At 38.1% G+C, this 15,739-nt stretch carries 13 protein-coding genes; 2 read left to right on the top strand and 11 right to left on the bottom strand.

Annotated features, from left to right (window positions below; all coding sequences use genetic code 11):
- A partial coding sequence (locus QZZ43_RS18140; RefSeq protein WP_291862217.1) for an AAA family ATPase occupies positions 1 to 751 on the top strand: 751 nt, incomplete at its 5' end.
- 2 nt (positions 752 to 753) lie between these two features.
- Positions 754 to 1,422, top strand: coding sequence for an HNH endonuclease (locus tag QZZ43_RS18135; protein ID WP_291862215.1), 669 nt, complete (start codon positions 754 to 756; stop codon positions 1,420 to 1,422).
- Positions 1,423 to 1,675: 253 nt separating this feature from the next.
- Here the strand turns inward: QZZ43_RS18135 and QZZ43_RS18130 are convergent, their stop codons facing one another.
- The 11 genes from QZZ43_RS18130 to QZZ43_RS18080 form a co-directional block, all read right to left on the bottom strand.
- On the bottom strand, positions 1,676 to 2,311 hold the full coding sequence (locus QZZ43_RS18130) for a hypothetical protein (RefSeq protein ID WP_291862214.1): 636 nt from the start codon (positions 2,309 to 2,311) through the stop codon (positions 1,676 to 1,678).
- 126 nt (positions 2,312 to 2,437) lie between these two features.
- Positions 2,438 to 3,124, bottom strand: a complete 687-nt coding sequence (locus QZZ43_RS18125; protein ID WP_291862212.1) for a hypothetical protein — start codon at positions 3,122 to 3,124, stop codon at positions 2,438 to 2,440.
- Complete coding sequence (locus QZZ43_RS18120) at positions 3,121 to 6,258, bottom strand: N-6 DNA methylase (RefSeq protein ID WP_291862210.1); 3,138 nt, start codon at positions 6,256 to 6,258, stop codon at positions 3,121 to 3,123. The genes QZZ43_RS18125 and QZZ43_RS18120 overlap by 4 nt, the downstream gene beginning before the upstream one ends.
- Positions 6,259 to 6,462: 204 nt before the next feature.
- Positions 6,463 to 7,488, bottom strand: a complete 1,026-nt coding sequence (locus QZZ43_RS18115; RefSeq protein WP_291862208.1) for a hypothetical protein — start codon at positions 7,486 to 7,488, stop codon at positions 6,463 to 6,465.
- 178 nt (positions 7,489 to 7,666) lie between these two features.
- Positions 7,667 to 8,224, bottom strand: coding sequence for a putative peptidoglycan-binding domain-containing protein (locus QZZ43_RS18110; protein ID WP_291862207.1), 558 nt, complete (start codon positions 8,222 to 8,224; stop codon positions 7,667 to 7,669).
- The gene (locus tag QZZ43_RS18105) at positions 8,208 to 8,630 is read right to left on the bottom strand and encodes a hypothetical protein (protein WP_291862205.1); all 423 of its coding nucleotides are present in this window, start codon (positions 8,628 to 8,630) and stop codon (positions 8,208 to 8,210) included. The genes QZZ43_RS18110 and QZZ43_RS18105 overlap by 17 nt, the downstream gene beginning before the upstream one ends.
- On the bottom strand, positions 8,630 to 8,962 hold the full coding sequence (locus tag QZZ43_RS18100) for a hypothetical protein (protein WP_291862203.1): 333 nt from the start codon (positions 8,960 to 8,962) through the stop codon (positions 8,630 to 8,632). The genes QZZ43_RS18105 and QZZ43_RS18100 overlap by 1 nt, the downstream gene beginning before the upstream one ends.
- Before the next feature lie 3 nt (positions 8,963 to 8,965).
- Positions 8,966 to 9,550 carry a hypothetical protein gene (locus tag QZZ43_RS18095; RefSeq protein WP_291862201.1) on the bottom strand — a complete coding sequence of 195 codons (585 nt, stop codon included), beginning with the start codon at positions 9,548 to 9,550 and terminating at the stop codon, positions 8,966 to 8,968.
- A 56-nt stretch (positions 9,551 to 9,606) separates the two neighbouring features.
- Entirely contained in the window at positions 9,607 to 10,455 is an 849-nt protein-coding gene (locus tag QZZ43_RS18090) for a hypothetical protein (protein WP_291862199.1), read from the bottom strand.
- A gap of 31 nt (positions 10,456 to 10,486) precedes the next feature.
- Positions 10,487 to 12,514 carry an LPD1 domain-containing protein gene (locus tag QZZ43_RS18085; protein ID WP_291862197.1) on the bottom strand — a complete coding sequence of 676 codons (2,028 nt, stop codon included), beginning with the start codon at positions 12,512 to 12,514 and terminating at the stop codon, positions 10,487 to 10,489.
- Positions 12,511 to 15,739, bottom strand: a 3,229-nt coding sequence (locus QZZ43_RS18080; RefSeq protein ID WP_291862195.1) for a strawberry notch C-terminal domain-containing protein, incomplete at its 5' end; no start/stop codon positions are given. The genes QZZ43_RS18080 and QZZ43_RS18085, both read right to left, overlap by 4 nt.

The raw sequence follows: 15,739 nt of genomic DNA, 5'->3' as shown, positions 1-15,739 counted from the left end.
AAACAAGGACTTCATTCAATATATTGTCAACTTAAAAGCTGACAGGTCTTTTGCCAGAGATGATGATGAGCATAACATTGTAAAAGAGATTGATATATGGTTTGAAAACTTTGAAAACAATTTAAAAAAAATTATCGGAAATGATAATTTAAAACTGAAATTTGATAGAAAAACATATAATTTTCACATTTTAGAAAATAACAAAAAACCCTATGGTTTTAATACATTATCTGATGGATATTCTGCGATAATAAGTATTGTAACAGAGCTACTTTTAAGAATGGAAGCTCACAACGCAAAAAATTACAATCTTGAAGGTATTGTTCTAATTGACGAAATTGAAACTCATCTGCATGTCGATTTACAAAAACAAGTGTTACCCTTCTTAACTAACTTTTTCCCAAGAATTCAATTTATTGTTACTACCCATTCACCATTTATTTTATCCTCGATACAAGATGCTGTAATATGTGACCTTGAATCAAAGCTTGTTACAGATGACTTATCTGCATATTCTTATGACTCACTTATAGAGAGCTATTTTTTATCTGACAAATACTCTAATGAAGTCAAAGCAAAATTGGATAAATTTGAAAAGCTAATGGAAAGTAAAAATTTATCGGATTTGGAAAAGGAGGAATTGTTTTTTTTGAAAGATTATTTCTCACAGATACCAAAATATTCTTCCAAAGAATTAATAGTTAGACTACAACAAATCGAATTAAAAAGCTTAAACAAAAAAGAAGAATAAATATGGTTTTTTTTGAAAAATCTTTGCCAGCTCCAGTCTGTCTCGAATTAGAAAAAGCTAAAGAAAATGGCAAATATAATTGTGGTCTGGTATTAGAGCGAATCGAAAATGATTTTAAGAATAAATGTTACATATGTGAGTATAAAGAACCTGAATCTATAAATATTGAACACTTTAAACCTCACAAAGGAGATAAAGAATTAAAGTTCTCTTGGGAGAATTTGTTTTTTGCTTGTGCTCATTGTAATAGTATAAAATTAGCTAGTTATGATAACATTCTGGATTGTACAAAAGAGAATGACAATGTAGATATTGACCTAAAATATACATTCAAGCCTTTCCCTTTTGAAAAGGTAAAAATAGAAGCTTTAAAGGATACGGAGAAAGTAAAAACCACAAAAAATCTTTTAATTGCCGTGTATAATGGAACTACTAAATTAAAAAAACTAGAATCTGCAAATTTAAGAAATAGTTTACTTGAAGAAATTATGAAGTTTCAACGGCTACTAAAAGAATATTTCGAAATATCCGAAGATGATAACGACGGAAGAGAATATTTTAGAATCAAAATTAGGAATGAATTAGGAATAACTTCAAACTTTACTGCCTTTAAACGTTGGATAATTTGGGATAATGAAAAACTTAATGATGAATTTGGAGCTATGATTTAAATGCCAGCGCCCAACAAAGCTATATACGCAAACCGGGGCGCCTATTTTAAAACCCTTTACAACAAATTGAAAAACAATTAAATAGAAGGTGTTTCGGGGTAGAATATTTAACCCTTTGGACATACAATTTGCCATCATATTTTTGGCAGAAAATAAAAACAAACCTGTTGATAACTTTTTTTTATTACGATTTATTATTTCAAAAAATACAGACTTCAATTTATTTTTTACAGACCATTTTTCTTCACTACGTTTAGTCCTGATGTTGAAGTGTAGGTAAACCTGTCTTTATTTGAAGTATTTTTGTATCCTGCTTTTGGGAATAATAATCTTTTCCTGCTTGCCACAAATATTTATCTATTTGCTTTAAATCGAAGTCTTCCAGATTATAAAATTCCCTAAAAGCGATAAGGATGTTTTTATAACTTGAATATATCTTTAGATCCAATTTGCGAAAATTGAAAAAATTATCTTGTTTTTTTAATGCCATTAATAACTTCTCAACGTAACTGTCATAGATCGGAAATTCTTTTGGTTTATGATGGCTGCAATATTTGGTGGCAAACGAATAAAAGTTGAATTCCTTTTTGCCATTGACATTCACTTTAGCAATATCATTTACAAGTGAAGTATCATTATCGTTCAATCTTGCATCTATATTTAAAGATATAATGTGCTTTGCTACCGAAAAAGGGGAGAAAATATTGGTGCTATAAAAATCATTTAAAGAGCATACTTTAATAAGCACTTCATCCATTTCAGTATTATAAGGGTATGTTTCTGTAAAGAGCTTTCTTAAGCTACTTTCCTGGGCAACATAGTTTTCTAAGGTTTCCCACTTTTTCTGATATTGAGATACTAATTGTTTGGAAGGTGCAGGTATTCTCATCAAAAATTATTTTTAATAGCTAAAATATGCAATTTAAAACTCCTCCAAATTTAAAAACTTCAGACATATTAACCTGAATATACAACGTGAATGCACTTACAGCAAGCTACCCAAAGCAGACTGATGTTAAGTGGAATGTTGTGGATATTCCTTTTTTATTAATCCCTGAAAATCAAACAAGAAATGAAATATTTCAATGTCTGTGAATTGAGAGTTTTTCCGTTCGTGTTTTGAAACGAAAGTCTCTTTAAAATCAGCAACAAATACATACTCTAATAAAGATGAATAGGTTTGAAAGTATTTGTTTTCTATTAAAGAAGAGTTAATGTTGTCCTTTATATTTGCAGTAATTCCGCTTTCAATAAAACCAACCATAGCTGAAAAGGGCATTTGTTGTGAATATTTTGAATTAACGTATCTATTTATTCCCTCCTTAATATAAAGATTGTTTTTGGTTGATTCACCGTCAAGTCTTTTACATTCAATAGAATAGTATTCATCTTCGTCCAGCAAATCTTTGTTTCCTAAATTCAATACTTTTATATCAATGAACCCAACTGTTTGGTTGTTGATGTCAATTTCCCCACTTTCAATTTCAAAGCCTAAATATCCAATGTCATACTTTTGTTTTGCATCTTTGTTGCGCAAGTATTTTTTTACTAAAATATTACGCAAATACGTTTCGTGGTCTGATGTAAGAACTTCATTATTCTCAACCATTTGTTGATATGAATAAATCAGTAATTTTGCAACTTGGTTAAACTCTTCGGTATATAAATCGTGAGCTAATGAAAAAGCTATTCCCTCTATCATACCTTATCCTCCTTTTGCTTTCTCATTCCTGACTTTATAATTGTATCGTAAAACTCATTTACATCAAGATGAGCTATTGCAGGATGCCAGTTTTTGTATTCATTTGGTTTTACAACATAGAAAGATGTTTTTCCAAATCCTTTAACATCTTTTTGAATGTATAAATCATTGGTTATCTTTTCAGGCACGGAAAATATTTGTGTTAATACTTCAAATTTTGCATTTGGATTTATCTCTTCTGGAAAATTTATGATATATTCCGAAGGTTTTTCATTGATTTGAATATTAACTGTTACATACTCTTGGCGGACATAATAAATATCAATTTTTAAATATTTTCCAAGTCGTGTAAATTTTTCGGTGAAAAAATCTTTAAAAACTTCGGCATATTTTGTTATTTGCTCTTTTCTTACTTTTTCAAATGGCTCTTCTTTTTGTCGGAATAATGGAATTGATACGTTTAAAGCATAATCAATAAGGTCTCTTTGTTGTTTATCTACTCCGTAAATATCATAAAACAATTCATCAAAATTATAATCAGGTCGTTTATCGTAGGGATTTTTAAATTTTTCTCGGGCTAACTTTGTAGCTTCATCGAATTTCGATGCAATATCCTGTTTTTGTTCTTCTGAAAAAGGTAAAATTGGAACTTGTTCATAATTCCCCTTTTTAACTTCATCTCGTTCAACTCCCCACTGTGTTGAAAAATTTAAAAGGAAATAAGAAAATAACTGTGTTGAAAAAAGTGAACCAATACTTTTTAAAAGTTCTTTATCCTTATTTTTACTATACATTCCATACACTGAGTCAGGGAAAATACAATAATAATCAGAAAAAGCAACAACACTTTGTTTATTTATCCCCCTTTTCACTAATAAATGTGGCGAATTATAAACCTCCATTACACCTTTTCCATCTACAAGATTTAGACCTGGATATTCATTTTTAAATAAAGGAAGGTTTTCTTTATTTATAAAATATTGAGAAAAATTTTTCCCTCGCACAACCAGATGTTCTTTAAGTGGTTCAGCATTGCTTTTTGCATATTTTTGTGCTGTTTTATACCCCGTTCCAAAAGTTACATCGTTATTTTCAAGATATATATCGAGTTCAATATTGTCCTGATTATTGTATAATTCTTTCAAATACCTAAAATCCAAAGTACTTCCGTACAAAATCACTTTCCAAATCCAGTCGTTTTCGACAAAGTGTTTTTGCGTAATTTTTTTGTAATCGTATTTTTCAATTACAATTATCTTAAATAGTTTAAATATTAAGCTTGATTTCAATGAAATGTAATGAACCGTGTTTTTTGCAAGTTGTTTTATATGCTGTTCTAATTCTATGTTTTCTTGTAACGGTTTATGAGTAAGAAACAAGATTGCAGTAGGTGCAATTGCTTTTGTGAAGATCTGCCGCCTAACAGCAGATAATTCCAAAACGCGGTTCAATTCAAAGTTTTCCCACAAAAAATTACGGAATTTTTTCGCTTCTGAGTTGTATAAAGTTCCTTTGCTTGGCAAAACAAAGGCTATTTGCTTATTTTTGGAAACTAATTTAGATGCCTGAATTAAAAAACTTTGCGCAATTTGCTTATCACTGATATTGCTATCATGCTCTTTTACAAATTTAGTGTGCAATTCATCATCGTTTATGCTTCCCCAGGGTGGATTGCCAATGATAAAATCGAAGTTGTATTTTTTGAATTTATCAATTATTGTACTGTCTAAAAAGTTAGCATGAACAAAATTACTTTCTAATTCAGGCAATCTGAAATGTTCTATTTCTTTGGGTTCTTTATAATCAAGCAATGTAACGTAAACCGAAAATTTTGCTATGTTTATTGCTTTTTTATCTTTATCAATTCCAAATATATTTTCGTGAACTAACGATTTTAAAGCAATATCGTTTTCGTAAATTAGTTCTTTCAAACGTTCGGAATTTTTATTGGCGATTTTTGTCAGTTCTGAAAAGCGTTTGATTTTACCCGTTGCAATGTTTCTCTCAATAATTTTACGTAAAGTTTCAACAAGGAAAATTCCTGAACCGCACGAAGGGTCGAGTACTTTACATTCGGAATTATGCGTCAAATGTGGTTCAACTGTATATTTTAGTACATAATCGACAAGAAAAGCAGGTGTATAAAACGATTTGTTCGCTTTTTGACCAACTTTTCCAATAAATTGTTCATATATGTTACTTATTAATTCTATTGGTATGATATTGAAATCGTAGATATCAAACAGACTAATAAACGTTAGTTGATTTCTGTTGCTTAAATCATTACCAGTAAATAATTCATGAAGAATTTCAAGATGTTTTGTTTGTATAAAGTCTTTTTCTTCTTCAACTAATATCTCATCATTTTTTGAAGTTTTAACTTCAGTAGGAAAAAGATTTCCGTTAAACTTACTTCTAAGGTGGGCGAAAAATTTATATAATTTATCGCTGTTTAGGATTATCTCTTCAAAGAATTGTTTTTGTTTTTTTTGTTCAACCCCCTTTATTCCTAAATCTACACCTCTGTCAATTAAATATCGAGAATAGATTAATCTTCCGATTAAATTATTCGCAATTTCTCTATTTCTTTGATGAATAATTTTAGTTTTACCTTTTGTCAATGAGGTAATCGCTCCGTCAATATTTTCTAACAAATAAGTGTCTAAACGCTTTCTGTCTTTTGCATTTTTATTTTCTATGAATTGAGTTTCGTATACTTTCCATGCTTTTCCTGATTGCAAATTCCAAAACGAAAGATTTTCCAGCTCTTCGTTTTTATTTATGTCTTTATGTTTAATGGCCGGAAATAGCTCGCTTAACATTTTACTTTCGGATAGTAAATAACCGTTGAATATATTCCATTCATTACCATTGTCAATAATGATAATAGGAATTTGAAAGTTCCAAACCTTTCTGTTGATTGATTTCAAATCAGAATTTGAGGTATTATCAATAAAAAGAATGATTGGATTATTATTAATAAGATATAATGCATAAGGTTTAATTTCTTCAATCGCCCTTAGTATTCTAAATGACAAAAGATTAGACCATATATTTATATCTTGAAAATATAACAATCCATTTTTTTTATTGATACCCAGTCGTTTAAATAATATTTCAAATGAATTATCCATATCAAATTTCAATCGTGTGAAACAACAATGTTATGAAATCAAAATGTCTTAATAAATTTTTAGCTTGTTTTTTTTGCAGTATTCAAATTACCCACAACGGTTACGTATATGAAACGTTTGGCATTTCGAAGCACTTTCCTGTCAAGTTACAACTACTTTTGACACGGGCTAAAATGCTTGATAACCCACCGACTGCCAAATGTTTTATATACGATATTCTACACTGTTTTTTATTGTTCCATCATCTTCAAACGCTCTATCTTTCCAAGCTCCATTATCATCAAAGAAAAAAGAGCCTGTAAGTCCCTCACCCATATAAAACTGATTTGGGTCACAATTAAAAATACTTGCTAATAATTGAGAGTGGTCAGTCGAATTACCTTGCTCGTAAACATTTCCCTCAAAATTGTCCTTTGGCACTCTTTCGATGGATAATTTGTCTGAACTTTTGAATTCAATTTTGTATTTAAACGGGTCTCTAAAAAGCATTTGTTGATATACACAGTTTGCAAATAAATTCTTAAACTGTATAGGCGCAAGAATATGAGATGTATATTTACTATAATCTTCTGTTTTAACTAACTCCTGTAAGCCAGCATCAGCAAGTATTGCAATAATCCCAATATCATTTATCCGAATAGCTAAACATTGCTCTGGAACAGCATCCATATAATCAAAATTTAGACTTTTATCTAAGTCTGACGTTTTTACTTTACAAATAAATATTGAACCAGGTAGAAAATCAACAAACTCAACATCTTTATCGATACTTCTAAGAAATAAATGATTGAGTTTAAGATTGGCAAATTGTTCTTCAGATATAATCTTTTTTGACTCTTTTAATTTTATATTTTCTTTAAGAAAGTTCTCTTTGTATAGGATTTTATAAAATATTAGTTGACACCACTTATATATAGATTCTCGGCTCACCCTATCTACAAAATAATCGAAACCTCCATCAATTCCACTTTTTATTTCCTTCTCTATATCAGATAAGCTAGTGTTATTGCATTTCTTGCAGCAAGGAACAATTGCTGACCGATAATTAAATCTACTTTTATTTAGTAATGTTAATGGAACATTCCATAAATTAAATTCCTTGAGAATCCATTTAGGAAAAATATGTTCATCTGATTTATTCTTATCATCTAACTGGTTTCCGCATAGGAAACAAATATTTTCATTATTTGCCTCCCTTTTAAACCAATCATCAAAACTTACTATATGCATACTTTTAAATTGTGTAGAACGTATCCATAAACACAATATTATTGTTTGCAACCTAAAAACAACATTGTGTTTAAATCTAATTTGTTTTTACTCCCCGAATATACGGAATTATAAAATTGCGGAAATAAAAAAGGGATTCAAAACGAATCCCCAATAATAATTAATTCCCTTTCCCCTATTAAAAAGAAAAACTCTCCACTCTTCTCAACCACCCCCTCAAAAACTTCGCATTCTCCCCTCTTTTAGCAATAACCTTGTAAAAGTGAATCCGGGCTGCTTTAATGGCATTAAACAACGTCTCCGGATCACATGAATTAATGGCCGCTATAGTTTGGTTCCCGATGATCCCATCCAGCTTAAGGTCGCAATCAAAAAAGCGGTTCAGAACCTTTTGAACGCCACAGCTACCCCAGTAGCCACTATTGACACACCAATCGAAAATAATTTCCTGCAAAGCCCCGTTTTTAATGGATTCTATGCGATATGTATGGTAAAAAGTATGTCTATAAAACTCCTTTACCAAGAAGGTTAATCCGTCATCATTTATTTTCTCGTTGTGCTTTATGGCTCCGGCTTCTGACTTGTAAAGGTCAATGACTGCCCATCCTTCCCAGTTGGGGTGTAAGTTCCGGGCTACTCCCACATAGGTTTCTCCTCCTCGGTCGCCGGAAACATTTGCGTAATAGCCTTCATGCTTTATCACGCCTTCAAATAATTCATCAAATGTTTTTTTCATTTTTACGTCTGGATTTAAGGTTTACATTGTTAACTCCGGAAATGGCACCACCGAAAAGGAAGTCGATAATGGTGCTTAATTTGGTGGATATGCCACCATTGATACTGCTTACAAAAGCAATCTGCCAATCCTCTAAATGAATATTTCCCAGTATGAAATATTCCAGCATGAGAACAGTCAATCCACACCAAGCCAGCAAAAAGAATAGGGCAAAAGTCTTCTGGAGCCAGCTGTCTTTGGAATACATGGTTCTGGCAGAATCTCTATCTGTAATGGCCATTTTGAAAAGCTCCATTTTGCCCTGAAGCTTTTCCTCCTGCGTAGTAAATATCTCATCAATGAGCTTAGCGCCCTCCTTGAGGGTTTCGGCTGTGCCTGCATTGGCAAGTTTTCTAAATAGGTTCATTATTTCTCTACAAATTTTAGGATGGTATCCAGCTTTTCATTGAGCTGTTTGATGGTCTGGTGGAACAGTTCTTTACTGACGTATATCTCTTTAGAGTTTTCCCGTAAATCCGACACCCGCTTGTGAAGGATGGCAAACTTGGTTTCACAGGAATTCATCTCTTTTGTCAGGTGAGAAATATCCTTTTCCAACAGATCGGTTTTTGCATTTATATTGTCCTTTGTGGCATTCTTGGATAGGGCATTGCGGATGATGAAGGAGACAACTCCAACGATCAACGAGCTAGTAGTTCCAACGGCTATCCAGAGTAATTTGACGGCGGCTTCTTCCATGGTCTAAAACATTTTAATGGTTTCGTTACTACCACCGGGAAACCGGTTCTTTTCCATGGTGGCACTCTGGTTTTCGATGTGCATGATGGCATCCACATCGTGTTCCCAATCGGTTCCACCTTTGGAACTGCCATCCCGGTTGGCCTTAAACACCAAAATGAAAGAGGTCTCTGGAAATTGCTTTTTAATGATTTTGAATTCATCCGGTTTCATGCCGACTGTCTGGGTACTGTCCAGAAAAACCGCATCATAGCCTCGGAACTGTTTGGGGTTGTATTCCTCCACAAAATGAATCGGACTGCTGATTTTTAACCGAAGAAGCTTCTCCTGAAGAGAGCCTTTCACACCTTCCTCGTTGGAAACGTACAAAACCTTTAAGCCACCCTTGACCAGTTCATCGGCCAATAGCATGGCCACGGAGCTTTTACCGTTGAAACGACTTCCGTAAATCATCAGGTAAAAAGGTTTGTATGGCTTGCCCAATAGTTTGCCAAATTTCCCACCAATGGAAAGGGTCGAAAACTTCATTTTGGCCAACTGGTCGGCTGATACCACCTGACCGGGAGAAACCACATTGCTTTTTGCCATTGAGACCCCATTAATTTGTTTGCCACCACTACGCAAGGGTTTAGTAGAAGTGGCTGTTACTTTCCCAGTCCGGCAAGGCCTTTCAGACCGTTTAGCTGGATATTGGTTACTAACAGCTTGTCGCTTTCAAGGTAATCCTCCAGATGCTTCTGCACCTGGGTTACCCGCTCAAAACCATTGTCCCCGGAGCTGACCTTACCGCTCTTTTTGGCGTTCTTGATGCTGGTCAATAGTCGCTTCGCCTTTTCAATGGTAATGTTGCCATACAGATTGATGAATCGCTTGATGAGTGCAATGGCCGGGCTGACACCATAACTGTCCACAATGGTTTTAAGCTTGCTGTGCAGAGTGTCCGGAACCTCAAATGTGCAGCTTTCGCCCATCTCTTTGTAGGTGTTGGCAAGGTCGTTACCAATGAGTTTGACTTCCTCGGCATATTTGCTGCTTTTCCGTATGGTTTTTTCGGTAGCTGCTTTCTGAATAACCTTGTAAAGAAGCGACACTTGCCGTTCGGAAACCTTTTTCTCGTGCATTGCCAAATACCGCTTAATGATTTTAATCTCCAAAGGCATTAATGCCACCTCGTTGGGTTTGCGTTTTACTTTCTTTGCGGCAGTCTTCTTACGGGAAGATGTGTTTTTTGCTTTAGCCTTGGGAGTTGGTTTCTTTGCTGTCTTCTTTGCAGCCGGGGACTTCTTTTTGTCCGGTGCCTTCTTTGGCTCATCCTTCAAATAAGGTTCAACAATCCTGAAATGGTTGTCCAGCATCTCTTTAATGTCTTTGTCCTCATCGTAGAAATCGGCAAACGAATCAAATTCCTTGTGCGCTTCACGGGCAGCTTCCGGCAGTTTCTTGGAATCAATGTTCTTTGTGGCTTCTTTGTAATTGGCTATTGTAAGTCTCATGCTGTATAATATTAAGTTCTAACTTATTTTTTTATTTTTCGCTTCCCTTCGCAAGGGCTTGTTTTTGTTTGATGATGATGGCTTTTGCCCGAATCTTGGCCAGTTTCAGCTTGCGCTCTTTGCCTACAATCACGCCCTTGTTGACATTCCCCTCGTTGGTCAGGTCGATGTATTCATCGGCACGTTGGGCGGTAAATGGCGTAAATGGTTTGATGGAAAGATGGCTTTTCATGGAGGTTATCAGGTGATCGAAGCATTTGTTGATGCACTCCCGCTCTTTGCTTTGCGGATATACCGGGAAAGCGAACATGCTGCCCGATACGAGGTAGTTGTTCACCCGGCCCTGTTCTTTGAGTTTGTCCGATACATAGCATTCAAAACTCCGGGCAAACATTTCAGCGATGTTGCTCCAGTAGGTTCCCTGCAGCTTGGAATAATAGTAAAGATTGCTGTCGGTGGGCTTTTTGCCCTTTGCATCTGCCTGATTGTAGCTGACCATGGTTCCGTCGATGTGGCAATATCCGAACCGAAGCATCGCCACCAGTCCCGCCATGCTTTTGAGCATTGGGCTTTCGAGGATATGGTTTCTCAGAATATCCTCCATCTCGCTGGTAAAGTAATCCCGGCTCATGGAGGAGCGTAGATTGGTCAGGTATTTACGTCTGCTTCCAAAACCATTCATTATTCCATCTAAAATCTGCTCTGTGCGCAATGCCGGTTTAGTAAGAGAAAAGCCATTGAGAAAATGGTCAAAGAAGTGGCCCCACTCATGGGCTACCGAACCATCTCCGTTTCGTTTGGTCAGGTTGATGAGCTGACGTGTGGGGTAATAGGTGGCCATCGCTTTACCACCCCGGCCAAAAGCCCCGAAGGCAATGGCAAGGTTCTCATTCATGGAGAGGTTAATGTCAAGAACCTCGCATAAATCCACGATAGCCGCCACAAAATGACGGATGTGTTCCTGGGCTTCATTGTCACGAACGTAATTTCCCAGCGTGAGCGATTTGAAATGCAACTTTTCAATGACTGTCTTTTCATCGGCCTGCTCAATCAATAATCCACCGGTGCGTTTGATGTAGGCCAATGGAATCGCCTCTATCTTTGGTTTGGCACTGCTGTCACTTTTAGCGGTTGACTTGGTTTTGGTATCGGCCCATGACCAGTCCGGCTGAAAAGCTTTGTAAGGAAACTGCTCTTTTTTGTCGTTAAACTCCCTTTGATAGTTGTTGATAAAGCGGGTACAAACCTGTGTCACGTATTGCACATATTGCTCTACGGTTCTTACGCTACTAAGCATACCACCCCGGAAGGTCAAATCCGCTGTTTTGTGCCGCTTCATGTCCGGTGCAGAGATAATCTGCTTGGCCGAATCAATGCACTTTTGTTGGCGTTCTATCAGTTTGTCGTAGGAAGCTTTCAGTTTGTCGTGCAGTGGCATGGCCAGCTCTTTTGTGATGCCGGAATACCGGCGGGCATCCATCACGGTTTGTCTGGCCGCACCCGTTCCGTTAACATAGCCATTGAGGGCAAACACCAGATTACGCAGCTGCTTGCCAAAGAGCATCCCGAAGTCTGTTTTGGGGATGATTTGCCCATCGGTAGCCACCGATAAAAGTTCTTTCAGATTGTCGATGGTCACGGCTTCCTTCAGAATAGATTGAAAGGCTTCGGCCATTCTCACATATTGCTCCCGTGCCTCTTTGGTATTCTGATAAGGCGTTGCCGGAAAAGCCTGACGGATTTTTACCTTCAGAAAGGCGCATCCCGAATCCGTTCCGTTTTCTTTTTCCTGTTGTGGGTCAACTTTTGGAAATACCTTGTCCTTTTTTATCAGCTCAATGGCCGTGGCCTCGTCCTGTTCGATACTTTGCAGGTCACTGCTGCTGATAAGTTTGTCGTACATCGCCTGCTCTTTCCGGGAGCCATGAATCCGTTTACCGGCATCCTTAAACTGCCGGTTCTTTTGCTTTTCCTGCAAAGCTTTTTCTACCTCGTCATCAATCCCCTTGAGTTCAGGGAATCTATCCAGCCGGAGCTGAATCTTCTTTGCCTTATTCATAGGATGGTTTTGATTTTAGGATGGGCACCAACACCGGCCACTTGGCGCATCTGCTTTTGCATAATCAGAATGGCTTTGGCCCGCAGCTTAACCAGTTTAATTTTTTTGGCTTTGTCCTCCCTGCCGGGTTTGTGCTTTTGAATGGTCTGTTTTTGTTTGGCCAGTTTTTGCGAAAATGCTTTCTTATCCATCTCAAAAAGCTTCATGGCTTCTTTGGTCAGGCTATCCACCGAATCGTTGCGCCCTGTGTTTTTCTCAAGAAATTCCTCAAAGTAGTGACGGGGTATTTTCACCGAAAGACTGAACCGCTCACCCAGTAGTTTTAAGAGCTTGGGCATGTTGTTTTCCGTTACCGAAGCTTTCATGTTCCCGGAGACCATTTCAAAACCATCTCTATTGTTAACCAAAAGCTTTACCACCTCCTTATCGGTGTAAATGGAAATGTGACTTTTGGTTTTAGGCATGATGACTTTGAAGGTATCGTCATAGTGGCGAACGATGCTGATTTTGTTCTCAGTGGCAATGGCAGCACCATTTCTAAGGCTCATAATGTGCTTTTGCAGTTTGGCAATGGGTGCCACCACGTAAGAATTGGCTTTGCTATCACCGGTTTCGGGCGACCACGCCTCACTCATCAGGATGCCTTTCTGAACCCCTTTGCCTTTGGTGGTATAGCTTGCCAGTTTCCCGGAAAAATCAGCCGAGCCTTGCAGAATATTACCCGTTACTATATAGCGAGTTTGGCGGTCTGCGGTAAAGGCTTTGATGGCTTCATCCCATTTCCCAATCAAGCTTTCCTTTTGAGAGGTGGAGAGCTGAAAGCTTCGGGCCTGTATGCGCTCAATCTCTTTGGCCGTATCACCAGAAGCCGGCAAAACAATGTACTTGCGACTGTCGGCAATGGCAAAACGAAGCTTCACAGCTGACGGTGCATAAGGGTTATTGCGCTTTTGGCTGATGTCAAAGCCCAGGAACATGCAATAGGAATTATCGCTGCTGTCCGCTTCAAAGCTTAATGCCGGATAAAAATAGCCGTGCCCAATGCGGAAAAACCGGAAGAATCCATTTAGATAGCTTTTGCGGTTCTCACTTTGGGTTCTGGTCTTGGTGATGGCTTCCTGCTTGGCGGCATTGAGCTCTTCGGTGCGTTCCGCCAGATAGGTTTTTTGAGCTGTCTTATCAAATACCGGAATCTTTTGAAAGGGCTTTTCGTTGGAAATATCCGCAATTAGTTCCTTGTATTTGGCATCCAGTTCCTTTAAATCCTCATTGAGCTTGGTCTGAACATGCTTTTCATGGGCTGTGATGGTTTCTTCCGCAATGGTATCGGCATCTTTACCCTCCAGATGTTTCTGGATGAGTTTTTCCAGTTCCGGTTTGCCATAAGGCTTTTTCAGAACATTGCATTCACACTTTTCTAAGAAGGTGTCGTTCCCAAATACCGACCGGCCACCTTTCCCGGCAATGACCACCTTGCGCTCTTTGGTCTCTGCTTTCAGGTCGAGAACTTCCACTTCAAGGTCATATTCTCCGGATTGTTTGAGGTATTCCACGTAATCGTTATACCGCTCAATCACTTCGCTGTAAAACTTCTCCTGTTCCTTTACCGAAAGCACGGCCACCCGTCCGGTTACTTTTGAAGCATCGCCTTCGGATGGGGTTTCATCGCTTTCCTTGCCTTCAAATTTGAGTGGATTATCCAGGGCTTTGCTTAGCTCCGGGTTTTCCAGCATGTACTGGCGAACCACCTTGTCGCCATACTTATTCAAAAAATCATCCGATTCCAGTTGCGACTTGCTGTTTTTCTGATTGGAAGTGGTGTTGGCATCCAGCGATTTGAGCTTCTTTTTGAGCATCATCATAAACCGCTTCTGTGCCGGGATGGATGAGATGATGTAATCGTAAATCGGCTTCATGATCTGGCCGGTTCGGTTGATTCGGCCACGTTTTTGTATTTCGGTGCTGATGTTCAGCTCAGGCTGCAAAATGACCATCACCCGTTGCTTGACCTTGTCTGCCGGAACTTTTCCGGTGACAATGGCATGGGCCGATGCACCGGTGGAACCGGACTGGTTAATCAGCAAACAGTCGATTTCGTTATCGTTGAACTGGCGGAACAGACTGGCTGTGTTTTCCTTTTTACGATTCAGCACTAAGGCGGTGGTATTGCCTTTCTTGATGGAATTGTACTGCACACAAAGTTTTCGCCCGGTGACTTCGCCCACGGAAAAGCCTGCTTCCCGGATTTTTTGGATGATTAAATCAAGCGGACTGATGGTTATTCCGGTGGATGCCTTTTCGATGCGTTTGAGAATATCCCGGTAGGCCAGCTGGGCTTCTTCCGAGAGATCGGCAATGTTAAAGCTTTTGCCCTGACTTTGCCCGTCAATGTCTTTTTCGGTGTAACGAAGAACGCTGTCTAATCCTTTCTCCAGTACAATGGAGAAATCCCCGTTAATGATGTCATCGGGTTTGGCCATGTCTTCCAAGAAACTGCCCATGGTGGAAGCAAAAGCAATGACCGGTTTCTTGCCTTCTTTGAGCCGTTTGATGGCATGGTCGGCCACATCTTCGGCATTGAGACTAAAGAGAAGCTGGTTTATCACGTTGAACACCTTGGAGAAATAGGGAATATTGTCAACCCCGGCTTTCTCGGTTCCTTTGCGGGTTTCCACTTCCTTGCTTTCGGCTGCAGCAATTTTGTCGAGCTGCTCCACCTGTTTGTTGATGTACTTTTCCTGAAAACCGATGATGTCACGAATGATAGAGGTAATCTTGTCGGCTGTTTCGGCCTGCTGCTTTGCTTTTTCTTTCAGCTCAATGTAATTGACTTCCACGCCTTCAAAAGAGCGTTCACGCCTTATCATCTGACCTTCGGATACCAGTTGGGCAGCCAGTATTTCCTGCAATGCCACACCTCCTTTTGTGATGGCTTCCACCAAATCCTCTTTGCTCATGTTGGCATCGCTCATGGAGGTCTTTTGCGCATAGATGGGCATGTTATCTGGGCGTTTGGCAAAGGTGGCAGACAGGAAACAAACACCTTTGGTCTGGCGAAGTACACCCTGCATGAACTCTCCCGTATTGGAACTTCCCGAGGCGTTGTGCGCTTCATCCATAATGATGATGTTACCACCGGAAACGGCATTCAGAAATAGTTGTTTAGCTGGTTTCTTGGGCTGATTGAACTGCGAGTAGGTGGCACAGATAAAGTTGTAACTGGCT

It is taken from the genome of Marinilabilia sp., assembly GCF_016278715.1.
Taxonomy (GTDB): domain Bacteria; phylum Bacteroidota; class Bacteroidia; order Bacteroidales; family Marinilabiliaceae; genus Marinilabilia.
This window is presented reverse-complemented; position numbering and strand designations above follow the sequence as displayed.

Bases quoted from the DNA above. Each gene is read 5' to 3' on its own strand.
- QZZ43_RS18105 (WP_291862205.1), bottom strand. From the start codon at position 8,630: ATGAACCTATTTAGAAAACTTGCCAATGCAGGCACAGCCGAAACCCTC.
- QZZ43_RS18130 (WP_291862214.1), bottom strand. From the start codon at position 2,311: ATGAGAATACCTGCACCTTCCAAACAATTAGTATCTCAATATCAGAAA.
- QZZ43_RS18085 (WP_291862197.1), bottom strand. From the start codon at position 12,514: ATGAATAAGGCAAAGAAGATTCAGCTCCGGCTGGATAGATTCCCTGAA.
- QZZ43_RS18090 (WP_291862199.1), bottom strand. From the start codon at position 10,455: ATGAGACTTACAATAGCCAATTACAAAGAAGCCACAAAGAACATTGAT.
- QZZ43_RS18125 (WP_291862212.1), bottom strand. From the start codon at position 3,124: ATGATAGAGGGAATAGCTTTTTCATTAGCTCACGATTTATATACCGAA.
- QZZ43_RS18135 (WP_291862215.1), top strand. From the start codon at position 754: ATGGTTTTTTTTGAAAAATCTTTGCCAGCTCCAGTCTGTCTCGAATTA.
- QZZ43_RS18100 (WP_291862203.1), bottom strand. From the start codon at position 8,962: ATGGAAGAAGCCGCCGTCAAATTACTCTGGATAGCCGTTGGAACTACT.
- QZZ43_RS18110 (WP_291862207.1), bottom strand. From the start codon at position 8,224: ATGAAAAAAACATTTGATGAATTATTTGAAGGCGTGATAAAGCATGAA.
- QZZ43_RS18115 (WP_291862208.1), bottom strand. From the start codon at position 7,488: ATGCATATAGTAAGTTTTGATGATTGGTTTAAAAGGGAGGCAAATAAT.
- QZZ43_RS18120 (WP_291862210.1), bottom strand. From the start codon at position 6,258: ATGGATAATTCATTTGAAATATTATTTAAACGACTGGGTATCAATAAA.
- QZZ43_RS18095 (WP_291862201.1), bottom strand. From the start codon at position 9,550: ATGGCAAAAAGCAATGTGGTTTCTCCCGGTCAGGTGGTATCAGCCGAC.